This is a genomic window from Sandaracinobacter sp. T42, assembly GCF_059115405.1.
On sequence record NZ_CM181101.1, the window covers coordinates 1,038,162 to 1,064,196 of the forward strand.

Below are 26,035 nucleotides of genomic sequence, written 5' to 3' on the forward strand. Positions count from 1 at the left end.
CCGTCAGTCGAGCCGGTCGAGGAAATCGGCGAACGCCTGCGGATAGAGGCGGTGTTCCGCTTCCAGCACGCGGGCGGCGAGCGTTTCGGGCGTGTCGCCGGGCATGACCGGCACGCGCGCCTGCGCCAGGATGGGGCCGGCATCCAGTTCTTCCGTCACCAGATGCACGGTGCAGCCTGCCTCGGTGTCGCCGGCCGCCAGCGCGCGGGCGTGGGTGTCGAGCCCGGGATAGCGCGGCAGCAGCGAGGGGTGGATGTTCACAAGCCGCCCCGCCCAGCGGCGCACGAAGGCAGGCGAGAGGATCCGCATGAAGCCCGCAAGCGCGATCGCCTGCACCCCGTGCGCTTCCAGCTCGGCCGAGACGGCCGCGTCGAACGCCTCCCGGTCGGGGTGAGACTTGCCGGGGACAACCGCTGTCGGCAGGCTGAGCTGCCGGGCGGCCTCCAGCCCCGGCGCGGCGGCACGGTTGGACAGCACAAGCACGATCTCTCCGGGATAGGCGGGATCCTGCGCGGCCCTGGCGAGCGCCAGCATGTTGGAGCCGCGCCCGGACAGGAGCACGGCGATCCGCTTCCTAGGCATCGTGGGCGGCAACCCAGCCTTCCGCCTGACCCCAGTGCCCCGCGCTGCCGCGAACTTCGCAGCCCTTTGCGCCCGGCACGATCCGGCCGACGGTGAAGACGGTTTCACCCGCCCCCGTCAGCGCGTCCGCCACCGCCACCGCATCGGCAGGCGCAACGGCCAGGATCATGCCGATTCCGCAGTTGAAGGTGCGGGCCAGTTCGGCCGCCTCCATCCGGCCCTGCTGCTGGAGCCAGCCGAACAGCGGGGGCAGCGGCCAGCTTGCGGCATCGATCAGGGCGCGTGTGCCGGCAGGCAGCACGCGCGGCACATTTTCGAGCAGGCCGCCGCCGGTGATATGGGCAAGCGCATGGATTCGACCCGCCTTCAGCAGGGGCAGCAGCGGCTTCACATACAGGCGGGTGGGGGCAAGCAGGGCGTCGATCAGCAGGGTTTCGGGATCGAAGGGGGCAGGGGCGTCCAGTGCCGCGCCCTCCACCAGCCGCCGCAGCAGCGAATAGCCGTTGGAATGCGCGCCCGACGATCCGATCCCCAGCAGCACGTCGCCGGCCGCGACCCGATCCCCCGTCAGAAGTTCGTCACGCTCCACCGCGCCCACGGCGAACCCGCCAAGATCATAGTCGCCCGGTGCATACATGCCGGGCATTTCCGCAGTTTCCCCGCCGATCAGCGCGCAGCCGGCCTGCGCGCAGGCGCGGGCGATGCCGGCGACCACTTCCTCGGCAACGCCTGTCTCCAGCTTGCCGGTGGCGAAATAGTCCAGGAAGAACAGGGGTTCGGCGCCCTGAACGATCAGATCGTTCACGCACATGGCGACCAGATCCTGCCCGATGGTGCCGTGACGGCCCGTTTCGATGGCGAGCTTCAGCTTGGTTCCGACCCCGTCGGTCGCCGCGACCAGCAGCGGATCCGTGAAACCGGCCGCCTTCAGGTCGAAGAGTCCGCCGAATCCGCCGATCTCGGCATCGGCGCCGGGGCGCCGGGTGGCGCGCACCAGCGGGGCGATCATCTTCACCAACTGGTTGCCGGCTTCGATGGAGACACCGGCTTCTGCATAGGTGGCAGGCTTTGCGGGGCGTTCGGGCGTGGTCATTGGCGCGCTCTAGCGCCTTGGGCCTTGGAATCCCACCCTGCATGCGCCAAAGGCAGGGCAAGATGAAGCTCTCGCGCGGGTTCGCAGGTGGAATGGCAGCTTTGGCGCTCGCGGTTGCGGCGCCTGCGGCCGCGCAGGCGGGGCTGAAGGCGGCCGACGCCCGGCCGAAGACCGCCGCGGCCGACCCGGACGTGCCGACGGCGATCGGCGGAAGCGGCGGTCTGGTGGTTTCCGGAATCGATGTGGATGTGGGCGGCAAGAGCCCGTCTGACGCGCGGCTGAATGGCTGGCGCGAGGCACAGCGGCTGGCCTGGCCCGCCCTGTGGGCCCGGATGTCGGGGCAGACGGCGTCCAGTGCGCCGCGCCTGCCTGACAGCGCGCTCGATTCGATGATTTCCGCGATCGAGGTGGAACGCGAGCAGATCGGCCCGGCGCGTTATGTGGCAAGGCTGGCCATCGTGTTCGACAGGGCGCGGGCGTCTTCCTATCTGGGCAAGTTCGCGGCGCTGAGTTCGTCGCCGCCGTTCCTTGTGATCCCGGTGCTGCAGGACGCGGCGACCCGGATGGCGCACGAACCTGCTTCGCCCTGGCTTGCGGCCTGGGCGCGGCTGCGCGCCGGGGAAAGCCCGATCGATTATGTGCGAATCCAGCCGACTCCGGGCGATACCATCCTGCTGAACGCCTGGCAGGCGGAACGGCGGCACATCTTCCTGTGGCGGGCGCTGATCGACCGCTACCAGGTGGCGGACGTGCTGATGCCGGAACTGATCCTGGACCGCAGCTGGCAGGGCGGGCCGGTTTCCGGCCTGCTGGTGGTGCGCTTCGGCCCCGCCGGGCGGGAAATCGGGCGGGTGCGGCTGACGAACCGCAGCGGCGATGTTGCTGGCCTGATGGACACAGCCGTGCGCGAATCGGACAAGCTGTATGTGGCAGCCCTGCGCGCCGGCAACCTGCTGCCCGATCCCAGCCTGATCGAACCCGACGTGCCGGCGACCGCGCTGGAGGACACGGGCCCCGAGATCGGCGGCGGATTCGAGGGCAGCGGCGGCATCCGGGTGCGCGTGGCGACCCCCGACGACGCGACATTGCAGGCGATCCAGGCCCTGGTCGCCGGAACGCCCGGCGTGGAGGGGGTGCGTCTGCAGAGCCTGGTGCTGGGTGGCGAATCGGTGCTGGAGATCGTCTCTTCGGTGCCGCTGTCGGACCTGCGCTATGCGCTGGACACGCGCGGCCTGCGGCTGGAGAGTGGTTCTCTCAGGCGCCGCGGCGCCGGCGAGGCGGCGCTGCCGCCGCCGGCGCCCGAGGTGCAGGAAGAGCAGCTGCAGGAATCGCCCGGCCCGCAAGGTGGCGCATGACGGGGGCGCCGCCGAAGCCGCATGAGGAGCAGATGGTGCTGCCGCTGCGCTGGCGGGCTGCGCAGGGCCAGAAGGACTTCTTCGTTTCCACCGCCAACAGCGAGGCGGTCGCCTTTCTGGACGGATGGTCCACATGGCCGGTTCCAGCGGCCCTGCTGATCGGTCCCACGGGCAGCGGCAAGAGCCATCTGGCCGCGATCTTTGCGCGCCGCGCCAACGCCCGGCTGTGGGACGATGCCGACCGCACCGCATCCGAGGAGGCGCTGTTCCACGCCTGGAACGCGGCGATGGAGGAGCGGCGGCCGCTGCTGATGACGGCGCGTTCCGTGCCGGCTGACTGGAACCTGACGCTGGCGGATCTGAAGAGCCGCCTGGCGGCCACGCCGCGCGTGCAGATCCGGGCCCCCGACGACGCCCTGCTGGAGGCGGTGTTCCGCAAGCAGTGGCGCGACAGGGGCGTTGATGTGCCGGCCGATGTCACCCGTTATGTCCTGTCCCGGATCGAGCGAAGTTTCGAAGGCGTGGCGCGAACCGTCGATGCGCTGGACAAGGCGGCGCTGTCGCAGCAGCGGCCCGTTTCGATCCCGCTGGCGCGGGAAGTTTTCATCGATCTCGACTTCGACGATCGTTAACCCCGCCCGTGATGGCTTCGCAGGCGCAGCAATGCTAAGGACCTTGCGATGGCCAGCGTGAACCGACCATTGCCGATCCAGCCCGTCGAGCCGCACCGGGTGCTTGGCGCCGGCCGTTATCTGAACCGCGAACTTTCCTGGCTGGCGTTCAACACGCGGGTCCTTGAGGAGGCGATGAACCCCGCGCATCCGCTGCTGGAGCGGCTGCGGTTCCTTTCCATTTCCGGCAACAATTTCGATGAATTCACCATGGTGCGCGTGGCGGGCCTGCGCGGGCAGGTGGATGAGGGCATCGAAACGCCGTCGCCCGACGGGCTGACGCCGGCGCAGCAGCTGGCGGAGATCGCCGTTGCGGCCGAACGGCTGATGACGGAGCAGCAGCGGGTCTTCGGCGTGTTGCGCAAGGCGCTGCGTTCGGCGGATTTCGCCATCCTCGATCATGAGGAGCTGGCGCCGGCGGAAGCCGAATGGCTGCAGGCCCATTTCCTGGATCAGATCTTCCCCGTGCTGACCCCGCAGGCGATCGATCCGGCGCATCCCTTCCCGTTCATTCCGAACAAGGGCTTCAGCCTGGTGTTCGACATGAAGCGGCTGGCCGACGGGGAACGTCTGAACGCCCTGCTGATGCTGCCGCAGATGCTGCCGCGCTTCGTGCGCCTGCCGGGCCGGTCGGCGCGCTATCTGGCGATGGAGCAGGTGCTGACCCGCTTCTTCGGGCTGATCTTCCCCGGCTTCGAGCGCATGGGGCAGGGCAGTTTCCGCATCATCCGCGACAGCGACATCGAGATCGAGGAAGAAGCCGAGGATCTGGTGCGCTTCTACCAGACGGCGATCAAGCGCCGCCGGCGGGGGCAGGTGATCCGGCTGAAGATCGAGGAGCACACCCCGCGCCGCCTGCGCACGGCGGTGAAGCAGGCGCTGGCGGTGAACGACCGCGACGTGATGGTGGTTGACGGCATCCTGGGCATCGCGGATCTTGCCGGGCTGGTGGACGAGGACCGGCCCGATCTGAAGTTCGAGCCCTATACGCCGCGCTTTCCGGAGCGCATCCGCGAGCATGGGGGCGACTGTTTCGCCGCGATCCGCGCCAAGGACATCGTCGTCCACCACCCGTATGAAAGCTTCGACGTGGTGCTGGCCTTCCTGCGCCAGGCCGCCGCCGACCCGGACGTGGTGGCGATCAAGCAGACGCTCTACCGCACCGGCAAGAACAGCCCGATCGTGCGGGCGCTGATCGACGCCGCAGAGAACGGCAAGGCCGTCACCGCCATCGTTGAGCTGAAGGCCCGGTTCGACGAGGAGCAGAATCTGACCTGGGCGGCTGCGCTGGAGCGGGCGGGTGTGCAGGTCGTCTATGGCTTCATCGACTGGAAGACCCACGCCAAGGCCTCGATGGTGGTCAGGCGCGAGGGCGGCGAGCTGAACACCTATCTCCATCTGGGCACGGGCAACTATCACCCGGTCACCGCCCGCATCTACACCGACCTCAGCTTCTTCACGGCGGACCGGGATCTGGCGCGGGATGTCGCGCAGGTTTTCAACTACATCACCGGCTATGTGGAGCCGCAGGGGTTGCGGCGGCTGGCGATGAGCCCGCTGAACCTGCGATCCACCCTGATGGAAGGGATCGACGCGGAAATCGCCCATGCAAGGGCAGGCCGCCCGGCGGCGGTGTGGGTAAAGATGAACAGCCTGGTCGATCCCATCATCATCGAGAAGCTGTACGAGGCGAGCGAGGCGGGCGTGCAGGTGGACATGGTGATCCGCGGCATCTGCTGCCTGCGGCCCGGCGTGAAGGACCTGTCCGAGAATATCCGCGTGCGTTCCGTGATCGGGCGGTTCCTTGAACACAGCCGGATTGTCGCATTCGGCAATGGCCATCCGCTGCCCAGCCGCGAGGCGAAGGTGTGGATCACCAGCGCCGACTGGATGCCCCGCAACTTCGACCGGCGGGTGGAATTGCTGATCCCCATCCTGAACCCGACCGTCCATGCCCAGGTGTTGGACCAGGTGATGGTCGCCAACCTGAAGGATGACGAGCAGAGCTGGGAGATGCAGGCCGACGGCAGCTATCGGCGGCTGACGCCGGGCACGCCCAGTTTCAACCTGCACCGTTATTTCATGACCAATCCCAGCCTGTCCGGCCGCGGACAGGCGCTGAGGGGCGGGACCGCGCCACGCCTTCTTGTCGGGGACGGAACGGACGGAACGAAGCCCTGACCACCATGCACAAGGGATCTGATCTGATCACCGCGCCCTGGGGGGTGCAGCCATGGCCGGCCGACGCGGCGGGCGATGACGAGGCCTGGGCCCCGCCCGCGCCCGATCCCGTCGCGCGGCTGGGTGTGGTGCTGGTGAACTACAAGGGCGCGGCCGACACGCTGGAGTGCCTGGAATCGCTGCTCCGTTCGGACATCCCGCTGCGCGTGGCGGTGGTGGACAACGCCTCTGGCGACGGATCGGACCGCACGATCATCGACTGGGCCTCCGGCAACCGACCCTACCTGCCGCCGGACGGCCCGCTGGGCGCGCTTTCCACCCCGCCGCTGGACAAGCCGGTGGCGATCGAGGTGCTGGATGCCGAGGAGGCGCTGGCCCATGCCCCCGGCGAGCGGCGGCTGACGCTGATCCGGTCGGCTGGGAATCTGGGGTTCGCGGGCGGCAACAACCTGGGCATCCGCCACTTGCTGAAGGACCCGGCGATCGAGGCGGTGTGGCTGCTGAACAACGACACGGTGGTGGAGCCTGCGGCGGCGCGGTCGCTGCTGGCGCAGATCCGGTCAGATCCGGCGCAGGGCATGATCGGCACCGTGATCCGCTATTATGCCGCGCCGGAGAAGGTGCAGGCGCTGGGCGGGATGACATTCAACCCGCTGACGGGCGGCAATGCGGGCATCCATGGCAACAAGCCGTTCAAGGCCCCCTGGGATGGCCGGGCGGCGGCGCGCAGGGCCGCCTGCGTGCTGGGGGCGTCGCTGACGGTCACGCGCGCGTTTGTGGAAACCGTGGGCCTGATGGGCGAGGATTATTTCCTCTATTTCGAGGAGATGGACTGGGCCCGCCGCAACCGCGGCCGCTTCTCCATCGGGCTGTCGCGGGGGTCTGTCGTCTATCACAAGCATGGCGGCTCGATCGGATCTTCCGCGAAGAAGGGGGGCAGGTCTGCGCAGTCGGAATACTGGCTGCTGCGGGCACGGCTGCTGTTCTACCGGAAATATCATCCGCTGCTGCTGCCCCTGATCTGGGTGCAGGGCCTGGCGCAGACGGCGCGGCGCGTGCTGCGCCGCCAGCCGGAGAGCGTGAAGGCCATGATGAAGGCGCTGTTCTTCCGCCCCCTCTGACACGGTTGGGAGGCCCGGGCGAAGGATCAGGCCTTCGTGGCCTCCCGCGCGAGGCGTTCGGCCTCCACTTCCAGGAAGCGCTTGTCGAAGATGTCCCAGCGCCCCGTTTCCACGCCGGAACGGATGATCTTCGCCGGGTTTCCGGCCACGATGCTGTTGGGGGGGACATCCGCGATCACCACCGATCCCGCCCCCACCACGCTGTGGTCGCCCACGCGAATTCCGGCGAGGATGATCGACCGCGCACCGATGAAGCAGTTGCTGCCGATGTAGGTGTCCAGATGGCGGTTGCCGACGAAATCATGCGTCAGGATCGCGGCATCGAACGAGATCAGTGTGCTGTCCCCGATGTGGATTCCCCGAGGGTTTGTCTTGTCCAGCTTGGCGGAGCGGGAAATGCGGCAGTCGTCGCCGATGGTCATTCCCCAGACGCGCCGGTAATACCAGGTCTGCACCGCGCTGGACGTGCGGTAGAGCCGCGTGCGCAACCGGGCCAGCCTTTTGTGCATGCAGCCTTCCCCCCAGTGACCCGTGCCGTTCGGGCACGGACCTTTCCGCTGAATGGCAGATAGTTAGCGCAAGGAAGGCAGGGCGGCAAACGCCTGTATCGTTAAGGGGCGCAACCGGGCCCCCGGTCTGCCCGGGGCTTGCGCGGGGTGCACCAGCCGTGCGGGCAGGCGCTTTCGCTGGCCGGCCTGCGGTTCTGGCCACCTTCCAGATCCACCCATTGCGTTCCGCTGGCGGAACAGACCGGCACCAGCCCGCGCGCGAGCGCGGGCGATGTGGCGTCCAGCAGCGCCAGCAGCAGCAGGGCGGGCATCATCTGCCTCAGCACGGGCCGTCATCCTCGTCTGTCAGGATGCGCTGCGCCGCGCCGTCCAGATCGTCATACTGGCCTGACCGCATGGACCAGAGGAAAGCAGCAAGTCCGCCAAGGCCCAGCAGCAGGGCGATTGGCAGCAGGATTCCGATCGTCGTCATTTCGGCGCCTTCAGCCTGAGCGCATTGCCCACCACCAGGATGGACGACAGCGACATGGCGACCGCCGCGATCAGCGGAGTCGCCAGGCCCGCCATCGCGATGGGCACGGCGAGGATATTGTAGCCGATGGCCAGCAGGAAGTTCTGCCGCACATGGCGATCCGCGCCGCGGGCGGTTTCCACGGCCTGCGGCACCGCCATCAGGCTGTCGGCCAGGAACAGCAGATCGGCTGCAGTCTGCCCCGCATCCGAGGCGGTGGCCGGGGCGATGGAGGCATGGCCTGCCGCCAGCATCGGGGCGTCGTTCAGGCCGTCGCCCACGACCAGCACCTTCCGGCCCCCGGCGGCCAGTGCTTCGATGGCGGCCAGCTTTCCGGCGGGCGACTGCGCCGCAGCCCAGCTTTCCACACCCAGCGCCAGCGCCGCATGGCGGACGGCGCTTTCCCGGTCTCCGGAAAGGATGCGCACGTCGAAGCCGTCTGTCTTCATTCGGGCGATTGCGGCGGCTGCGTCGGGGCGGAGCGGATCCTCGAACGGGATCAGCGTGGCAGGGGCTTCGCCGCGCCGGAACGCCAGCGTCAGCAGATGGCCATCCGCCGTGTCGCCGGTTCCGGCCCAGTCGGGCCGTCCGAGGCGGAGGGTTTCGCCCCCATGGCTTGCTTCCAGCCCCAGGCCTGGATGTTCATGGACATCGGCGAGCGCGACGGGCGTGACGCCGTCGGCCCTGGCGGCCGCCAGCAACGCGCGCGAGAGGGGGTGGCTGCTTTTCGCGGCGAGACCGGCGGCCAGCGCCAGCGCCTCTCCGGACAGGGGCAGCCGACCCGCCGGCACCGGGCGGCCCAGCGTCAGCGTGCCGGTCTTGTCCAGCACGACAGTGTCGCATTCGGCCAGCCGTTCCAGCGCGCTTCCGTCCTTCACCAGCAGGCCGCGCTTCATCAGCACGCTGGCCGCGCGCACCTGCACGGCCGGCACGGCAAGGCCCAGTGCGCAGGGGCAGGTGATGATCAGCACGGCGATGGCCGTCACCAATGCCTGATACAAGCCTGCCCCCGCGATGAGCCAGCCGATGGCCGTCAGCAGGGCCGTCAGGTGCACGGCGGGTGCATAGAGGCGCGCGGCGCGGTCCGCGATGCGGGTATAGCGGGCACGGCCCTGTTCGGCCGATTCCATCAGGCGCACCACCTGCGCCAGGAAGCTCGCCTCGCCCACGGCGGTCGCCTTCATGGCGAGCGGCGCATCCAGATTCAGCGTTCCCGCCAGCAGCAGGCCGCCGGGGGCCACCGGCTCGGGCAGGCTTTCGCCCGTCACCAGGCTGCGGTCGATGCTGGAACGGCCTTCCAGCACCAGGCCATCCACCGGAATGCGCGCGCCGGCCGCCACCAGCACCGTCATGCCCGGCGCGACGCTTTCGATCGGCCGCCATTCGGTTTCGCCCGACGGGGCGCGGATCAGCGCGCCGGGCGCGGATTGCTTCAGCAGCGCGGCGACGCCTGCCCGTGCCCTGTCGCGCATCAGGCTGTCGGCCACGCGACCCATCAGCAGGAAGAACAGCAGCATCACGGCTGCATCGAACCAGGCCTCGTGCCCGCGCGTGAATGTCTCGTAGAGGCTGAGCGCGGTCGCCAGGATCAGGCCGATGGAGATCGGCACGTCCATGTTGGTCCGGCCCTGCCGCAGCGCGCCCCAGGCCGAACTGAAGAAGGGCATGCCGGAATAGGCGATCGTCGGCAGGGCGATCGCAGCGGAGATCAGGTGGAACAGATCCCGCGTTGCGCCATCCGCCCCGGACCAGACCGAGACGGACAGAAGCATGATGTTCATGGCGGCGAAGCCCGCAACCGCCATCGCCTTGATGAGACGGCGGGACGCCGGATCGGATCCCTGCGCCGCGACATCCGAGGCGGAGAAGGGCCGTGCTTCGAATCCTGCCCCTTCGACGGCGGAAAGGATGGCCTCCGGCGTCAGTCGGCCCTCCTGCCATTCTGCCGTCAGGCGGCGGGTCGTGAAGTTGACGCGGGCGTGGGTGATTCCCGGCAGCCCGCGGACGGCGCCTTCCACCTTGCGGATGCAATTGGCGCAATGAAGCCCCGGCACGTGCAGGTCGATCCGCCGCCGGCCCGGCGCGGTTTCGGCCACGAACAGATCCAGGCCGGACATATCCTGACCGGACGGTGCGGCCGGTGGCGCGATCGTCGCCATGGTCAGCCCGGCACCACCAGCCGGGTGGGGAGATAGAATTTTTCCCCCCCGCGCGCGAGGCGCACTTCGGCCAGCCACTGGCCCGGCGCCAGCCCATGCGGCGCGGCATAGCGGCCGGGCGCGATTTCCCGGAGTTCGATATCGCGGGACGGCTCTGCCCCCAGCGGATGCTCCAGCGTGGCGATCACCTTCAGCCCCGACAGCGGCGCGCCAAGGGGGCCGTCAGCGGAAATGGTCAGCGATGCCGCATCGGCACGGGCGGCCACGTTCCAGCCCATCGCCTTCTGGGTGCGGCCCTGCGCCAGCCAGCCGTTGAACTTCTGGCTGGCGACATAGCTGTTCTCGACCACAAGGCCGGGATGGCTGCGGCTGGCGTTCACGGCCAGCGCCACGTTCACCCCAATCACCAGCAGGAATCCGCCACCGATCACAAGCAGGGCGTCGCGGCCCGTGAACGGACGGCTCATCGTGCCCTCACGGCGGATTCGGGGGCGGAAAAGCGCGTGGTTTCCATCACGTCGCCGTCCCCGTCGGCTGCATGGGCCTTGAAGACGATTTCCGACTGTTCGGCATGGATGGAAGCAGCCGGCACGCGCACCTGGATGGTATAGGTGTCCACCCCGTCCGGGCGGACATCCAGACGGATGCGCTTGGCGGGCGCCTCGCCGGTGCGGGGATTCGCCAGCCGGGCATTGTCGAGGCCGGATACGCTGAGGTCGAACTGCCGGGGCCGGGCCTCCTTGTTCATCAGCTTCACTGTGTAGCTATTGCGGATGTCGCCATCAGACAGCTGCACATAGACCGGATTGCGTTCCTGCGCGACGGAGATGTCCATGCGGGACCGGCCCGCCAGCACGACCAGCATGCCGATGCCGATGGCGGCCCACACGGCGAAGTAGATCAGCACGCGGGGGCGCAGCAGCGTCTTCCACATGGGGGCCAGCGTTTCGCCCTTCGACTCCGCGATGTCGCGTTCCAGCGTGGTGTAGCCGATCAGGTCTTTCGGGCGGCCGAGCTTGTCCATCACGTCGTTGCAGGCGTCGATGCACAGCGCGCACGTGATGCATTCCAGCTGCGGGCCGTTGCGGATGTCGATGCCCGTGGGGCAGACATTCACGCAGGCCATGCAGTCCACGCAATCGCCCAGGTTCGCATCCTTCGCCTTGGCGCTGCCGCGCGGTTCCCCCCGCCAGGCCTTGTAGGTGACGATGAAGCTGTCTTCATCCAGCATGGCGGACTGGATGCGCGGCCAGGGGCACATGTAGGTGCAGACCTGCTCCCGCATCAGGCCGGCCAGCGAATAGGTCGTGAAGGTGAGGACACCGATGGTGGCATAGGCGACGAACGGCGCCTGCCCCGTCAGCAGTTCGCGCAGCAAGGTGGGGGCATCGGTGAAATAGAAGACCCAGGCGCCCCCCGTCAGCACCGCGATCAGCAGCCAGATGGCATGCTTGGTGCTGCGTTTCGCCAGCTTGCCGGCGCTCATCGGGGCCTTGTCGAGCCGGATGCGTTCGTTGCGATCGCCTTCGATCCAGCGTTCCACGGCCATGTACAGGTCGGTCCACACCGTCTGCGGGCAGGCATAGCCGCACCAGGCGCGGCCGACCGAGGTGGTGACGAGGAACAGCCCCAGCCCCGCCATGATCAGCAGACCGGCGACATAGTAGAATTCCTGGGGCCAGATCTCGATCGGGCCGAAATAGAAGCGCCGGCTGGCGAGATCGACGAGAACCGCCTGATCGGGGGAGAAGGGGCCGCGATCCCAGCGCAGCCAGGGGGTAATGTAATAGATGCCCAGCGTGAGGAAGAGCACGGCCCATTTGAAGCGGCGGAAGGGGCCTTCCACCTTCTTCGGATGCACCTTCACCCGCTTCTTGTAGAGGCTGCCGTCCCCGCCGGGCCCCGTTGGGGTGGCGGGGGCGGGCTTCAGCACGCCGGGCATCTCATTCACTCCCCGCCGCCAAGGCTGTGCACATAGGCCGTCAGCTGGCGGATGGTCGATTCCGGCAGATGGCCCTTCCAAGCCGGCATAACGCCGGCGCGGGCTGTGGTGATGGTGGCGTTGATGTCGGCGCGGGTGCCGCCATAGAGCCAGATGGCGTCGCGCAGGTTCGGCGCGCCGAACTGGCGCATGCCCTCGCCGTTGGGGCCATGGCAGCTGGCGCACTGCTGGGCGAAGGTCGCGCTGCCGCGCGCGGCCATGGCGGCGTTATGTTCCTGCCCGGAAATCGCCAGCACATGTTCCGTGACGTCGGCGATCTGGGCCTTCGTCAGCAGCCCGTCCTTGCCGAAGGCGGGCATCTGCGACTGGTGGGTGTCGTCGTTGCCGGGCTGGCGCACGCCGTTCACGAGCGTCGCGTGGATTTCCTCCATGCTGCCGCCCCACAGCCAGTCGTCGTCGTTCAGGTTTGGATAGCCCTTGCCGCCCGCCGCGCCGGTGCCGTGGCACTGGATGCAGTACATCTTGAAGGCGGACCGGCCACCTTCCACGGCTGCCTGCATCAGCTGAGGATTGTTCTTCAGCTCGTTCAGGGGGACGCTGTCGAAGCCCTTCAGCGCCTCAGCGCGCTGCGCCTTCAGGGCGGCCAGCGCCTGCTCGCCCTCTGTCCGGCCGGAATAGCCGAGCGTGCCCTTTGTGTAGCCGCCCGGAATCGGGATCGCCGGATACAGCACGACCCACACCAGCGAGAAGGCGACCGTCGCATAGAAGATCCACAGCCACCAGCGCGGCAGGGGATTGTTCAGCTCCTGGATACCATCCCATTCATGGCCCGTGGTGCCGGGGCCGGATTCGGGATTCTTCGGGTCAGCGCTCATTGCTGCCTCTCTTCATCACGGAAGGGGATCATGCGGGCGTCGTCCTGCGCGGCGCGGGCGCCGGGGCGGAAGGCCCAGCCCACGATTGCCGACATGGAAATCACCATGAAGACGAGCCCCCAGCTGTCGGCCAGTGTGCGGAGTTGCTGATAGTCCATCGGCCCCTCCTCAGCGCCTGTTCTGTTCGGGCACATAGCTGCCGAAGTCGACCAGCGTGCCCAGCATCTGAAGGTAGGCGACCAGCGCATCCATTTCGGTCAGGCGCGTCGGATCGCCGTCGAAGTCCCGCGCCTGCGCCTTGGGATAGCGCGCCTGCAGATCCGTCGGATCCGCGTTGGGATCGGCCTGGGCCATCAGGTCGGCCATGGCGTTCTCGATCTGGGCGTCGGTGTAGGGCACGCCCACGGTGCGGTTCGCCTTCAGATGGGCCGCGATGTCGGGCACCGAGAGCTCCCGCTCCTTCAGGAAGGGATAGGAGGGCATGATCGATTCCGGCACCACGTCGCGCGGGTTCGTCAGGTGCTGCACATGCCATTCATCCGAATAGCGGTTGCCCACCCGGGCGAGATCCGGGCCCGTCCGCTTGGAACCCCACTGGAAGGGGTGATCGTACATGCTTTCCGCCGCGAGGCTGTAATGGCCGAAGCGTTCGGCTTCGTCACGGAAGGGGCGAACCATCTGCGAGTGGCAGGAATAGCAGCCCTCGCGGATGTAGATGTTGCGCCCGGCCAGCTCCAGCGGAGTGTAGGGGCGGACGCCCTCCACCTTCTCGATGGTGTTTTCCAGGAAGAACAGCGGCACCAGCTGCACCAACCCGCCGATCATCACCACGATGAGGGTGAGAACGGCGAGAATGGTGACGTTGCGCTCGATCTTTGCGTGATTTTCAAACGCCATGGCGACGTTGCTCCTATTCGGCGGGCTGCGCGGCGGGCGCGAGCGGCCGTTCCGCAAGGGGTTTGTCGAGGTGCGGATTGAGCGGCGCGCCGGCATCCAGCGGCGCTTCGGTGCGCACCCGGCCCTTCGCCGTCATCCAGACGTTGTAGACCATCATCACCGCGCCCAGCAGGTAGAGCACACCGCCCAGCAGCCGGATCAGATAGTAGGGATGCATGGCCGCGGTGACTTCCGCGAAGGAGTAGACGAGATAGCCTTCGGCGTTGAATTCCCGCCACATGAGGCCCTGCATGATGCCGGCGACCCACATGGAGGCGGTGTAGAGGGTGATGCCCCCCATCGCGAGCCAGAAGTGCCAGTTGATCATCCGGAGCGAGTAGAGCCGGGCCACGCCGAACACGCGCGGGGCCAGGAAATACATGCTGGAGAAGCTGATCATGCCCACCCAGCCGAGCGCGCCGGAGTGCACATGGCCGATCGTCCAGTCGGTGTAGTGCGACAGCCCGTTCACCGAGCGGATCGACATGACCGGCCCTTCGAAGGTGGACATGCCGTAGAAGGCGAGCGCGGCGACCTGCATCCGGATGATCGGATCGGTGCGGATCTTGTCCCACGCGCCTTCCAGCGTCATCAGGCCGTTGATCATGCCGCCCCAGCTGGGCATCCACAGCATGATCGAGAACACCATGCCCAGCGTCTGCGCCCAGTCAGGCAGGGCGGTGTAGTGCAGGTGGTGCGGACCGGCCCAGATGTACAGGAAGATCAGCGACCAGAAGTGGACGATCGAAAGCCGGTAGGAATAGACCGGCTTTCCGGCCTGCTTGGGCACGAAATAATACATCATGCCCAGGAAGCCCGCAGTCAGGAAGAAGCCTACCGCGTTGTGGCCGTACCACCATTGCGTCAGCGCGTCCTGCACACCCGCCCACACGACATAGCTCTTGGCGGAGAAGCCGACCGGGACGGCCAGGTTGTTCACCACATGCAGCATGGCGATGGTGATGATGAAGGCGAGGTAGAACCAGTTGGCCACATAGATGTGCGGCTCGCGCCGCTTCACGATGGTGCCCACATAGACCGCCAGATACGCGACCCAGACGATGGTCAGCCAGAGGTCCACATACCATTCCGGCTCGGCATATTCCTTGGACTGGGTGATGCCCAGCACATAGCCGGTGGCCGCCAGCACGATGAACAGCTGGTAGCCCCAGAAGACGAACCAGGCGAGGCCCGGCGCCCAGAGTTGCGCGCGGCAGGTGCGCTGCACGACCCAGAAGGAGGTGGCGAGCAGGGCGTTGCCGCCGAACGCGAAGATCACGGCCGAGGTGTGCAGCGGCCTGAGGCGCCCGAAGGAGAGATATTCGACCCCCCAGCCCAGCGTCGGGAAGGTGAGCTGGGCGGCGATCACCACGCCCACCAGCAGGCCTACGACACCCCAGAAGACGGTGGCGATGACGCCTGCCTTCACCACGCCGTCGTGATAGCCGCCGTCGGATCTGTCCGGAATCAGCCAGCCACCGGCGGGCGCGGGCTGCAGCCGCCCGACGGTCGTGGCGACCGCGAGGATGCAGGCGATGAGGATGATGACGCCATGGATGGCAAATCCGGCGCTCGTTGCCGTCGCGATCATGAACAGCGACAGGATGCCGAACAGCAGATAGGCGCCGATTGAGAAGAAGGAAGACATGTCTCTCTGGCCCTGACCATATGGTTGTCACCCGGATTCCCGGGTGTTGCGGACGATCTTTCGGCGGATCAGGCGGGTGCCGCCTTGATCCCGGTCAAATGGTCAGGTTGGCGCGGCGCCGGCCTCATTGGTCAGCCGGCAGCCCGCCGGGCTATTGTGTTGGCGGCAGCCCGCCGCCGAGCGCCGCGTAGAGTGCCGCCAGATTGTCCAGTTCCTCCCGCCTGAGCGAGATCAGCGACTGTTCGGCGGTGAACAGGTTCCGCTCGGCGTCCAGCACTTCCAGATAGTCCGCCACGCCTTCGCGATAGCGGATGCGGGCCAGCCTTGCGATTTCGCGCTGGGCCTTCGCTGCCCGTTCCTGCGCGGCCACCTCTTCGGCAAGATGCTGCCGCCCGGCGAGCCCGGTGGACACTTCCCGGAAGGCTTCCTGCACGGTGCGTTCGTAGGTGGCGACCGCGATGTCCGCGCGGGCGACGGCGACATCCACATTGCCCTTGCGACGGCCCCAGTCGAAGATCGGAAGATCGATGCCGGGCCCGAAGGACCAGGTCAGCCCGCCCTTCGTGAACAGGTCCGAAAGCTCGGACGAGGCATAGCCCAGCGTTCCCGTGAGCGCGATGGAGGGGAAGAAGGCGGCGCGCGCCGACCCCACATTCGCCCGCGCGGCCTTCAGTTGCTGTTCGGCGGCCATGATGTCGGGGCGGGCCGTCAGCAGCGCGGACGGCAGGCCCGCGGCAAGCGGCTTCAGCGGCGTCTGCGCCGCAAGCGGCAGTGCTTCGGGCATGTCGGCCGGCAGTTCGCCGCCGATCAGCACCAGCACGATGTTGCGCGCCTGCGTGCGGGCCAGTTTCAGGGCGGCGAGTTCGGTTTCGGCCTGGGTCAGCAGCGATTCGGACTGGCGATAATCCAGCGCGGAGGTGACGCCCGCATCCAGCCGCCGCCTGGCGATTCGCAGGCCGTCCTCCCGGCTTTTCAGGGTCGCTTCGGCAAGGGCGATCCGTTCATCGGCTTCGCGCGCCTGATAATAGGCGCCGGCCAGGTTGCGGATCAGCGCCAGCCGTGCGGCCCGTTCGCCTGCCACCGTTGCGAGATATTCGCCGCGGGCGGCGTCCGTCAGGTTGCGCACCCGGCCCCAGAAATCCAGCTCGAACGCGGGCACGGCGATCCCGATGGACGCCCGGTTTCCGGTGATGGGCTGGCCGCCGGCATCGACTGCGGCTGCCCGGTTTCGGGTGGCGGCTGCGGATGCGGCCAGCGTGGGGCCCTGATCCGCGCCCTGGATCCGCCACAGGCCGCGCGCCTCCGCGATTCGGGCGACGGAGACGGCGAGGTCGCGGTTCCGTTCGAGCGACAGCGCGATCAGGCTGCGCAGGCGCGGATCGGGGAAGAAGGCGTCATAGCCGATGTCGGTCGCGCGGATGGAGCCCGCCGGATCGGCGGCCGCTTCGGGCGCGTACCAGTCTGTGGTCTTCGTCAGCGGTTCCGGCCGCACATCGGCCGGGGCCAGGCTGCAGCCGGCCAGCAGCAGCGCGGCAAGGGGAATGATGCGCTTAGCCATGGGACGCGCCTCCGCCGCTGCCGGAACCCGGTGGGGCCTTGGGCGGCACGTCCTCCCGGCCCAGCCAGCGCCGGACAGAAAGGTAGAAGACCGGAATGAAGAAGATGCCCAGCAGCGTCGCCGCCACCATCCCGCCGATCACGCCGGTGCCGACGGCGATGCGGCTGGCCGCGCCCGCACCGCTGGCGATGAACAGGGGGATCATGCCGCCGATGAAGGCCAGCGATGTCATGATGATGGGCCTCAGCCGCATGCGCACGGCGCTCAGCGTCGCGTCCATCGGGGACTTGCCGTGGTTTTCCTCCTCGATCGCGAATTCCACGATCAGGATGGCGTTCTTGGCCGCAAGCCCGATGATCGCGATCAGGCCGACGTTGAAATAGACATCGGCCGAAAGCCCGCGCGCCATGGTGAGCAGGATCGCGCCCAGCACGCCCAGCGGCACCACCAGCAGCACCGAAACCGGGATGGACCAGCTTTCGTACAGCGCCGCCAGCAGCAGGAACACGATCAGGAACGAAAGCCCCAGCAGCAGCCCGATCTGGCCGCCGGCCTGTTTCTCCTCGTAGCTGATTCCCGTCCATTCATAGGCGAAGCCCTGCGGGAGCGCCTGGGCCAGACGCTCCATCTCGTCCATGGCTTCGCCCGTCGCCCGGCCGGGGGCCGCCATGCCGGAAATGGTCATCGACGGATAGCCGTTGTAGCGCTGCAACTGCTGCGGGCCGGAGATCCACTCGACCTGGGTGAAGCTGCCGAAGGGCACCATGTCTCCGGCGCTGTTGCGCACCTTCAGCGCCAGGATGTCGGGCGGCGTCATGCGGTAGGGCGCATCGGCCTTCAGCAGCACGCGCAGGATGCGGCCTTCGTAGCTGAAGTCGTTAGCGTAGGCCGAGCCGAAGGCGATCGCCAGCGTGTTGTTCACATCGGCCACCTGCAGGCCCAGCGCGCGGGCCTTCACCCTGTCGATGGTCACACGGAGCTGCGGGGCGGCTTCCTGGCCCTCGGGGCGGACACCCGTGAGGATCGGGCTCTGCGCGGCTGCGCCCAGCAGCTGGTTGCGGGCCGCCAGCAGGGCTTCGTTGCCCTTGCCGCCCACGTCCTGCAACTTGAACGAGAAGCCGCTGGAATTGCCCAGCGCCGAGATGGGCGGCGGGCTCAGCGCGAACACAAGCGCCTGCCGGATCTGTGAAAAGGCCATGTTGGCCTTGCCCAGCAGGGTGTCGGCATGATCCGCCTTCGCGGTTCGCTCGTCCCAGGGTTTGAACGCGGTGAACACCATGGCGTTCGCCTGGCCCTGCCCGAAGAAGCTGAAGCCGCGAACCGCCACGATGTTGGCGATTGCATCCTGCTGCTTGTAGAACCCCTTCACCTGCTCCAGCGCTTCTTCGGTGCGCGGGCGTGTCGAACCCGGCGGCCCCTGGATGGCCGTGAACAGCACGCCCTGATCCTCCTGCGGGAGGAAGCCGCCGGGCAGGCGCCCGAACAGGATCACCGCAAGGCCCGCCATCAGCAGGAACACCGCAAGCCAGCGCAGCGGCGCGGACAGCAGCTTTCCGACCTGACGCTGATAGCTGTGGGTGACAGTGTCGAACCATGTGTTGAACCGGTTGAAGGCGCGCGCCAGCGGCCCTTTCGGGCTGTCGGGGTCATCCGGGGTGTGTGGTTTCAGGAAGGTCGCACACAGGGCCGGCGTCAGCGTCAGCGCCAGCAGCGCGGAAAAGCCGATGGAAACGATCAGCGTGACCGCGAACTGCTGGTAGATCGCGCCCGTTGAGCCGGGAAAGAAGCTCATCGGCACGAACACCGCCATCAGCACCAGTGTGATGCCGATGATGGCCGAGGTGATCTGCCCCATCGCCTTCTGCGTCGCCTCGCGCGGGGGCAGATGTTCCTCCGCCATGATGCGCTCGACATTCTCGATCACCACGATGGCGTCGTCCACCAGGATGCCGATCGCCAGCACCATCGCGAACATGGTGAGCACGTTGATGCTGAAGCCGAAGGCAGCAAGACCCAGGCAGGCGCCCAGCAGGGCGATCGGCACCACGATCGTGGGGATCAGCGTGGCGCGCCAGTTCTGCAGGAACAGGAACATCACCAGGAACACCAGCGCGACCGCTTCGAACAGGGTGCGGACGACTTCGGTGATGGATTCCGAAATGAAGGGTGTCGTGTCGTAGGGAACGGACCAGTGGATGTCGGTCGGGAAGCTGCGCGCCAGCTCGTCCATGCGGGCTTTCACCCCTTCGGCGGTGGCGATGGCGTTGGCGCCGGTCGCCTGCTGGACGGCGATGATGGCGACCGGCCTGTCGTTCAGGTCGGCGGCCGTGTCGTAGCTCATGGCGCCCATTTCAACCCGGGCGACGTCGCCCAGCGTCACGGTGGAACCGTCGGGGTTCGCGCGCAGGATGATCCCTGCGAATTCCTTGGCCGAGGTGAAGCGCCCCTGTGTCAGGATTGTGGCGTTCAGCTCGGTGTCCCGGGCCAGCGGCAGGTCGCCCAGCTGGCCGCCGGGGCTCTGGCTGTTCTGTTCCTTGACGGCGGCCAGCGCGTCGGCGGCCGACAGCCGGTAACTGGCGAGCTTTTCGGGATCCAGCCAGATGCGCATGGCATAGGGCGACCCGAACAGCTGCACATCGCCCACGCCCGGCACGCGCCGCAGTTCATCGACCACGCGCGAATTGGCGAAATTGCCCAGATCCTCTGCCGCGTTGGCGCCGGTGCGCGATTCGATGGCGACAAGCAGCAGGAAGCCGGCATTGGCCTGCCGCACAGGGATGCCCTGCCGACGCACCTCTTCGGGCAGCCGCTGTTCCACCAGCGTCAGCTGGTTCTGGACATCCATCTGCGCGACATCGATGTCGGTGCCGGTTTCGAACGTGGCGGTGATCGAGCCGGAGCCGTTGGAAGAGGAGGTGGAGGCCATGTAGAGCAGCCCTTCCACCCCGTTCAGCTGCTGCTCGATCACCTGGGTGACGGATTGCTCCACCGTCGTCGCATCGGCGCCCGGATAGTTGACGCTGATGGTGAGCGAGGGCGGCGCGACCTCGGGATACTGCTCGATCGGGAGGCTGTAGAGCGCGATGGCGCCCACCAGCGAGATCAGCAGCGCGACGACCCAGGCGAAGATCGGCCGGTCGATGAAGAAGCCGGAGAACATGGCGTCAGCGCGCCGTGGCCGGCCGGGCGGGGGCCGGCTTCGGCGCGGCGATGCGCACCGGCTGGCCGGGCTGCACCTTCTGCAGGCCGTTCACGATCACCCTGTCGCCGGGCTTCAGCCCTTCCAGCACCACCCATTCCGATCCGCGCAGGTCGCCAAGCTTCACCGGCCTTGCCTCGGCCTTGTTGTCGGCCGTCACCACCATTACGCCGCCACCGCGCGCGCTCAGCTGGACCGCGCGCTGCGGCACCAGGATCGCGTTGTTCCGGGTTCCGGCGAACACACGCGCCCGCACGAACTGGCCGGGCAGCAGCATGGCGCCGGGGTTGGGGAATTCGGCGCGCAGGGCCGCCGCCCCGGTCGATTCGTCGAAGGCCAGATCCAGGAAATCCAGCCGGCCCGTCTGGGCGAAGGTGGTTCCGTCCTCCAGCTGGAGTTCCACCCGGGTCGCGCCCAGTTTCGGGCCCGTCACCCTGCCGGCCGCCATGTCGCGGCGGATTGCCAGGAATTCCGAGCTGGACTGGGAAAAGTTCACGAATACGGGGTTTATCTGTTCGATCACCGTCAGCAGCGTTCCTTCGCCCGCGCTGACGAGGGCGCCTTCCGTGACCTGCGCGCGGCCGGCGCGGCCGGAGATCGGGGCTGTCACCGTGGCGTAGCCCAGGTTCAGCCGCGCCGTTTCCACCTGCGCCCTGGCCTGCAGCACATCCGCTTCGGCCTGACCCAGACGGGCCACGGCGGCGTCATATTCCTGCTTGCTGATCGCCTGGTCCGTCAGCAGCGGGCGATAACGGTCCACGTCCTGCCGGGCGTTGCGCGCCGTGGCCTCGGCCCGCTGCGCCTGCGCCAGAGCCGCGCTGAGGCTGGCCTGCAATTCCCGCGGGTCGATTGCGAACAGCGGCTGGCCGGCGCGCACGTCGCTGCCTTCCTCGTACAGGCGGCGGGCGACGATGCCCGTTACCCGGGCGCGGACTTCGGCCGTGCGGATGGCCTGCACCCGGCCCGGCACCTCGATCACATTGTCGATGGCGCCGGCGCGGACGGTTTCCACCTCTACCTCGGGCGGGGGCGGCATCTGCGGCTCGCCGCCGGAGCAGGCGGCGAGCGCCAGCGCGACAAGCGGAATGGCGAGGGGGGGCAAGGCGAAGGTCTGGCGGGATTTGCCTGGCTTCATCTCGGTCACCCCTCGTCTGATCGGCGTCTGCAGAAGTTGTAGCATTCCTCGGGCATTCACGCCCAGCCACCCCGCGTCAACGGCATGGCAGCTATTCGAGCGCGACTCAAATCATTCGGTCCGGGCTTCGTCAGTCCCGCTTCTCGCGGGAAAGCCGGCTCATCAGAATCGCGGCGCGCTTGGCCTGAAGCGGGATGCTGGACAGGTCGATCTGCTCGCGCTCGCTGTGATCGCCGCTGCCTGCCGGCCCCAGCCCGGCCAGGCTGTCCACGTCGGCCGCCACGAAGCCGATGTCGCCCGCGCCCCGGCGCAGCGGGTCGAGTTCGGGCATCACGGCGAGGCCGAGATCCTTGTTCACCTCGTTCAGCCTGGCCAGCAACGCGCGGTTGCCGGCTGTCGGCGCCATCGGCGGATAGGGATCGTTGAAGATCAGCTCCGCTTTCGTGCGCGGGCTGTTCCTGGCGGCGATGGCGATCATCTTCGCCTTCACCCGCTCCGTCTGCTCCGGCGAGAGGCTGCGGAACTCCCCGACGGCGACGGCGGCCGGCGGGATGATGTTGGACTTGCCCGTCACGCCGGCGCGCACGCCTTCCGGATCGAGGTCCACCCGCTCTCCGCCGGCCAGCAGGCCGACGTTGAAGGTCAGGCTGGGCTCCGGCAGTTCGGTGCGGAATGCGGCGAGGATCCGGCTCATCTCGAACACGGCGCCGTCGCCCAGCCGGTCCGAGAAGATCGCGCTGGAATGGCCCGTCTCTCCGCTGGTCTTCAGCACCCAGGTATTGGAGGAGCGGCGCGCGATCGAACCCATGTCCTGCCCGTCGATCCGGACAAGCCCTTCGAAATCCAGCGCGACATCGGCGCGCTTCCCTTCCGCCACAAGGTCGCGTCGGGCGATCGCGCGCGGCTTGCCCGCCTCTTCCTCGTCGCCTGTCAGCGCCACCACGATGTTGGCGCCCTTCAGGGTACCTGCGGCCTTCATCGCCTTCAGGGCCGACAGGATCACCACGACCCCGCCCTTGTCGTCGCCCACGCCGGGCCCCTTCGCCACATTCCCTTCCCGGCTGAAGCGCTGGAACGGGTTGTCGGGTTCGAACACGGTATCCAGATGGCCGATGAGAAGCAGGCGCTTGTTGCCCGCCTTGCCCTTGTGCTCGGCGAACAGATGGCCGGCGCGGCCGGTTTCCGCCATCGGAACCCATCGCACGTCGAAGCCAAGCGCCTCGAACTCGGGGCGGAGCATTTCGGCCACCTTCGTGACACCGGCGACATTGTTGGTGCCGCTGTTCTGGTTCACCAGCCGTTCCAGCAGCGCGACATCGGCTTCGAACTGGCTGTCGACCGTGGCGACGATCTTCTGTTCGGCCTGCGGAAGGGCGGCTGCCGCCGCCGGAGAGGCGGACAGCAGGGCGGCGAGGACAAGGATGCGGATCATGGCGCGAAGCCTAGGCAAGCCGCGCGGCTGCCGCAACGCCCTTCCACAGCGGCGGCTGACATGCCATCAGGCGCCCCGCATCCGGGAGAGACTGATGGCCTTCATTGCAAAGATCCTGCTGCTGGGTTCCGGGGAACTGGGGCGGGAGTTCGTGATATCCGCCAAGCGGCTGGGCGCGCAGGTGATCGCCTGCGACAGCTATGAAGGCGCGCCCGCCATGCAGGTGGCGGACGGGGCCGAGGTTTTTTCCATGCTGGATGCGGATGCGCTGAAGGCGGCCATCGCGAAGCACAGGCCGGATTTCATCGTGCCCGAGGTGGAAGCGATCCGCACCGAGGTGCTGGCCGAGGTGGAGGCGCAGGGCCAGACGGTGGTGCCGTCGGCCCGGGCCGCGGTGATGACGATGAACCGGGACCGGATCCGTGAAGTCGCCGCCGTGGAACTCGGGCTGCGCACGTCACGCTATCGCTATGCCGAAAGCCTTGCCGAAGCGGAGGCCGCGCTGGCGCATGTGGGCACGCCCTGCGTGGTGAAGCCCGTGATGTCGTCCAGCGGCAAGGGGCAATCCACCGTGCGCGACCCGAAGGAGATCGGCGCCGCATGGGATTATGCGGTCGCCAATATGCGCGGTGACCGGGCGCGGGTGATTGTGGAGGCGTTCATCGACTTCGACTACGAGATCACGCTGCTGACGGTCCGCACGCGACAGGGCATCCTTTTCTGCCCGCCCATCGGGCACCGCCAGGACCGGGGCGATTACCAGGAAAGCTGGCAGCCCGCGCAGATGTCGGCACGGGCGCTTGCCGATGCGCAGGCGATGGCGGCGAAGGTGGTGGATGATCTGGGCGGCTTCGGCCTGTTCGGGGTGGAGTTCTTCGTGAAGGGCGACGAGGTGATCTTCTCGGAGCTGTCGCCCCGCCCGCATGACACCGGGATGGTGACGCTGATCTCGCAGAACCTGTCGGAGTTCGACCTGCACGCCCGCGCGATCCTCGGCCTGCCCATTCCAGGGATCGAGCTCAGGGGGCCTTCGGCCTCTGCCGTGATCCTGGCCGAACGGGACTCCACCGCCTTCCGCTATGCCGGCCTGGCCGATGCCCTGGCGGTTGCGGGGGGCGAAGTGGACGTGCGCCTGTTCGGCAAGCCCTCGACCCGGCCCTGGCGGCGCATGGGCGTCGCCCTTGCCCGCGCCGGCAGCACAGAGGCCGCGCGCGACCTTGCCGCCCGCGCCGCCGCCGCCGTCCGCATCCTGGACTGAGACAGAAGGAACCCATGAGCCGCCGCCACATCCTTGTCCTGTCCTGCGCCGACCGGCCGGGCATCGTTGCCGCCGTCGCCGGGCACATCGCCCGATCCGGTGGCAACATCACCGAATCGAGCCAGTTCAACGATCCCGATACCGACCGGTTCTTCCTTCGCACCGGCTTCGCGCTGGCCGACGGGGCGGATGAGCCGGCTCTCAGGGCCGGGTTCGATGCCCTGGCGGCCGAATATGGCATGACCCTGTCGCTGCGCCCGGCAGACCTGCGCCCCCGTGTGCTGATTCTGGTCTCGAAATTCGATCACTGCCTTGTGGACCTGCTCTATCGGCAGCGGATCGGCGAGCTGGACATGGAGGTTGCGGGGATCGTTTCCAACCACGACCTGCCGGCGCTCGGCAACGCCGACTTCGGCGCGATTCCCTTTCACCACCTGCCCGTGACGCCCGAAACGAAGGCCGCGCAGGAAGAACGGCTGCTGGTGCTGGTGGACGAAAGCCGGGCCGATCTGGTGGTGCTGGCGCGCTACATGCAGATCCTGTCGGACGGTCTCGCGGCGGCGCTGTCCGGCCGCTGCATCAACATTCATCACAGCTTCCTGCCCAGCTTCAAGGGCGCGCGTCCCTATCACCAGGCGCATGATCGCGGGGTGAAACTGATCGGTGCGACGGCCCATTATGTGACAGCCGACCTGGATGAGGGACCGATCATCGAGCAGGATGTGGAGCGCATCAGCCATGCCGACACGCCGGACGATCTGGTGCGCAAGGGCCGGGACATCGAGCGCCGGGTGCTGGCCCGCGCAGTGGGCCTGCACCTTCAGGGACGGGTGCTGATGAACGGGCGCCGGACGGTGGTGTTCAGGGACTAGGCTGTTCGGGAACCGGGCCGCCCGCTCAGGCGGCGACGGCCTGACCCCGGCCGGCCAGGATCCGCTTCTGCGCCGCATCCGGCAGCCAGGCGAATTCCCCTGGCAGGCCAAGCCGGATCGCGGCCTGCCAGGCGGGGGATTGCGGATCGCGCCTGCGGTCCGCCATCCGTCCGAAGGCCTTCAGCATCAGCCTGTCGGCCCATGTCAGATCCCATTCGGGGCCCAGATCCAGCACGGAGCGGATTTCGGGCGGCAGGATCGAAACGGACGCCCGCGCCACCGCGCGGTGGATGAACTTCGGCAGGGACGGCTGCGCCTTGCCGGACTGGATGATGTCCAGGAATTCGAGATTGATGGGGTGCGGCTCGAAGCCGGGCAGCAGCCTGCGCATCATCCGGTCGAACTGGGCTTCGGTTTCCACCGGCTCCGTCACGCCATAGAGTTCGGCGACGGGCCTTCCCTCGGCGAGGAACCGGTTGCGCTGCGCTTCGTCCAGAGGCCGGACGAAGCGGCAATAGGCGGTCAGGAAGCCATAGGCCGCCGTTGCGTGGACCCAGTTCAGCAACTCCGGCTCCAGCGCGCGATAGCTGCGGCCCGAGGGGGTTTCGCCGCCCACCTTCGCGTGCATGCGGGTAATGCCGGCGATCAGGCTGCGCGCCGCAGGCGCCGGGCCATAGACGCCGATCATCGCGGCCATGCCGGTCCGCATGGAGCGGCCGATCGGATCCACCTTGTAGACACTGTGATCCCAGACGCCGCTGCGGATGCGGGCGTCGGCAAATTCCATCAGCACGGCGGCGATCCCGCCCACGCCCAGCGCGATCGGGTTGCGGAACACCCGCCACTGGATCGAATCCGGCGCGAGCAGCGCGGGCTCGCCCGCAGGCTTCGTGAAATCGAACGTCAGTGCTGCCGCCTTTCGGTCAGGCTGCATGGCGTTCTTGCCGGGCGGCGCGTTCATTCCGTCCTCCATTCTATCGAATGATAGGTTTATCGCA

Annotated in this window: 23 protein-coding genes; 6 read left to right on the top strand and 17 right to left on the bottom strand. The window is 67.8% G+C overall.

What is annotated here, in order from left to right; translation table 11 throughout:
* Positions 1 to 3: 3 nt before the first annotated feature.
* Both purN and purM read right to left on the bottom strand, forming a co-directional pair.
* The gene (gene purN / locus ACW9TV_RS04935) at positions 4 to 582 is read right to left on the bottom strand and encodes a phosphoribosylglycinamide formyltransferase (protein WP_494304739.1); all 579 of its coding nucleotides are present in this window, start codon (positions 580 to 582) and stop codon (positions 4 to 6) included.
* Positions 575 to 1,675 (bottom strand): phosphoribosylformylglycinamidine cyclo-ligase, encoded by a 1,101-nt coding sequence (gene purM / locus ACW9TV_RS04940; RefSeq protein WP_494304740.1) that lies wholly within the window; start codon positions 1,673 to 1,675, stop codon positions 575 to 577. Before purM ends, purN begins: the two co-directional genes overlap by 8 nt.
* Positions 1,676 to 1,716: 41 nt before the next feature.
* Between purM and ACW9TV_RS04945 the strand changes: the two genes are divergently transcribed.
* From ACW9TV_RS04945 to ACW9TV_RS04960, 4 genes are read left to right on the top strand one after another with little or no spacing between them, the layout of a single operon-like run.
* Positions 1,717 to 3,030 carry a heavy-metal-associated domain-containing protein gene (locus ACW9TV_RS04945; RefSeq protein ID WP_494304741.1) on the top strand — a complete coding sequence of 438 codons (1,314 nt, stop codon included), beginning with the start codon at positions 1,717 to 1,719 and terminating at the stop codon, positions 3,028 to 3,030.
* On the top strand, positions 3,027 to 3,662 hold the full coding sequence (locus ACW9TV_RS04950) for an HdaA/DnaA family protein (RefSeq protein WP_494304742.1): 636 nt from the start codon (positions 3,027 to 3,029) through the stop codon (positions 3,660 to 3,662). The genes ACW9TV_RS04945 and ACW9TV_RS04950 overlap by 4 nt, the downstream gene beginning before the upstream one ends.
* A gap of 48 nt (positions 3,663 to 3,710) precedes the next feature.
* On the top strand, positions 3,711 to 5,882 hold the full coding sequence (locus ACW9TV_RS04955; protein WP_494304743.1) for an RNA degradosome polyphosphate kinase: 2,172 nt from the start codon (positions 3,711 to 3,713) through the stop codon (positions 5,880 to 5,882).
* Between the two features lie 5 nt (positions 5,883 to 5,887).
* Positions 5,888 to 7,003 carry a glycosyltransferase family 2 protein gene (locus ACW9TV_RS04960; protein WP_494304744.1) on the top strand — a complete coding sequence of 372 codons (1,116 nt, stop codon included), beginning with the start codon at positions 5,888 to 5,890 and terminating at the stop codon, positions 7,001 to 7,003.
* 26 nt (positions 7,004 to 7,029) lie between these two features.
* Here ACW9TV_RS04960 and ACW9TV_RS04965 read toward each other — a convergent pair whose 3' ends face one another.
* The 14 genes from ACW9TV_RS04965 to ACW9TV_RS05030 form a co-directional block, all read right to left on the bottom strand.
* Positions 7,030 to 7,512: an acyltransferase gene (locus ACW9TV_RS04965; RefSeq protein ID WP_494304745.1), complete on the bottom strand. Its 483-nt coding sequence runs from the start codon at positions 7,510 to 7,512 to the stop codon at positions 7,030 to 7,032.
* A 101-nt stretch (positions 7,513 to 7,613) separates the two neighbouring features.
* The gene (locus tag ACW9TV_RS04970; protein WP_494304746.1) at positions 7,614 to 7,838 is read right to left on the bottom strand and encodes a hypothetical protein; all 225 of its coding nucleotides are present in this window, start codon (positions 7,836 to 7,838) and stop codon (positions 7,614 to 7,616) included.
* Positions 7,832 to 7,984, bottom strand: coding sequence for a cbb3-type cytochrome oxidase assembly protein CcoS (gene ccoS / locus ACW9TV_RS04975; protein ID WP_494304747.1), 153 nt, complete (start codon positions 7,982 to 7,984; stop codon positions 7,832 to 7,834). The genes ACW9TV_RS04970 and ccoS overlap by 7 nt, the downstream gene beginning before the upstream one ends.
* A complete protein-coding gene (locus ACW9TV_RS04980) occupies positions 7,981 to 10,182 on the bottom strand; it encodes a heavy metal translocating P-type ATPase (RefSeq protein ID WP_494304748.1) in 2,202 nt (733 codons plus the stop codon). Before ACW9TV_RS04980 ends, ccoS begins: the two co-directional genes overlap by 4 nt.
* A 2-nt stretch (positions 10,183 to 10,184) precedes the next feature.
* On the bottom strand, positions 10,185 to 10,649 hold the full coding sequence (locus tag ACW9TV_RS04985; RefSeq protein ID WP_494304749.1) for a FixH family protein: 465 nt from the start codon (positions 10,647 to 10,649) through the stop codon (positions 10,185 to 10,187).
* Complete coding sequence (gene ccoG / locus ACW9TV_RS04990) at positions 10,646 to 12,124, bottom strand: cytochrome c oxidase accessory protein CcoG (RefSeq protein ID WP_494305037.1); 1,479 nt, start codon at positions 12,122 to 12,124, stop codon at positions 10,646 to 10,648. The genes ACW9TV_RS04985 and ccoG overlap by 4 nt, the downstream gene beginning before the upstream one ends.
* 5 nt (positions 12,125 to 12,129) lie before the next feature.
* Positions 12,130 to 12,999: a cytochrome-c oxidase, cbb3-type subunit III gene (gene ccoP, locus ACW9TV_RS04995; RefSeq protein WP_494304750.1), complete on the bottom strand. Its 870-nt coding sequence runs from the start codon at positions 12,997 to 12,999 to the stop codon at positions 12,130 to 12,132.
* Positions 12,996 to 13,157 (bottom strand): cbb3-type cytochrome oxidase subunit 3, encoded by a 162-nt coding sequence (locus ACW9TV_RS05000; RefSeq protein WP_494304751.1) that lies wholly within the window; start codon positions 13,155 to 13,157, stop codon positions 12,996 to 12,998. Before ACW9TV_RS05000 ends, ccoP begins: the two co-directional genes overlap by 4 nt.
* 10 nt (positions 13,158 to 13,167) lie before the next feature.
* On the bottom strand, positions 13,168 to 13,896 hold the full coding sequence (ccoO, locus tag ACW9TV_RS05005) for a cytochrome-c oxidase, cbb3-type subunit II (protein WP_494304752.1): 729 nt from the start codon (positions 13,894 to 13,896) through the stop codon (positions 13,168 to 13,170).
* 13 nt (positions 13,897 to 13,909) lie between these two features.
* Positions 13,910 to 15,583, bottom strand: coding sequence for a cytochrome-c oxidase, cbb3-type subunit I (gene ccoN / locus ACW9TV_RS05010; protein ID WP_494304753.1), 1,674 nt, complete (start codon positions 15,581 to 15,583; stop codon positions 13,910 to 13,912).
* A 151-nt stretch (positions 15,584 to 15,734) separates the two neighbouring features.
* A complete protein-coding gene (locus ACW9TV_RS05015) occupies positions 15,735 to 17,141 on the bottom strand; it encodes an efflux transporter outer membrane subunit (RefSeq protein ID WP_494304754.1) in 1,407 nt (468 codons plus the stop codon).
* Complete coding sequence (locus ACW9TV_RS05020; protein WP_494304755.1) at positions 17,134 to 20,301, bottom strand: efflux RND transporter permease subunit; 3,168 nt, start codon at positions 20,299 to 20,301, stop codon at positions 17,134 to 17,136. Before ACW9TV_RS05020 ends, ACW9TV_RS05015 begins: the two co-directional genes overlap by 8 nt.
* A gap of 4 nt (positions 20,302 to 20,305) precedes the next feature.
* A complete protein-coding gene (locus ACW9TV_RS05025; protein WP_494304756.1) occupies positions 20,306 to 21,520 on the bottom strand; it encodes an efflux RND transporter periplasmic adaptor subunit in 1,215 nt (404 codons plus the stop codon).
* Positions 21,521 to 21,605: 85 nt separating this feature from the next.
* Positions 21,606 to 22,907 carry a M20/M25/M40 family metallo-hydrolase gene (locus ACW9TV_RS05030; RefSeq protein ID WP_494304757.1) on the bottom strand — a complete coding sequence of 434 codons (1,302 nt, stop codon included), beginning with the start codon at positions 22,905 to 22,907 and terminating at the stop codon, positions 21,606 to 21,608.
* A gap of 94 nt (positions 22,908 to 23,001) precedes the next feature.
* On the opposite strand from ACW9TV_RS05030, the gene purT reads away from it, so the two are divergent.
* Positions 23,002 to 24,165, top strand: a complete 1,164-nt coding sequence (gene purT / locus ACW9TV_RS05035; RefSeq protein WP_494304758.1) for a formate-dependent phosphoribosylglycinamide formyltransferase — start codon at positions 23,002 to 23,004, stop codon at positions 24,163 to 24,165.
* 14 nt (positions 24,166 to 24,179) lie between these two features.
* On the top strand, positions 24,180 to 25,037 hold the full coding sequence (gene purU, locus ACW9TV_RS05040; protein ID WP_494304759.1) for a formyltetrahydrofolate deformylase: 858 nt from the start codon (positions 24,180 to 24,182) through the stop codon (positions 25,035 to 25,037).
* 25 nt (positions 25,038 to 25,062) lie between these two features.
* Here purU and ACW9TV_RS05045 read toward each other — a convergent pair whose 3' ends face one another.
* The gene (locus ACW9TV_RS05045; RefSeq protein WP_494304760.1) at positions 25,063 to 25,998 is read right to left on the bottom strand and encodes an oxygenase MpaB family protein; all 936 of its coding nucleotides are present in this window, start codon (positions 25,996 to 25,998) and stop codon (positions 25,063 to 25,065) included.
* Positions 25,999 to 26,035: the final 37 nt, after the last annotated feature.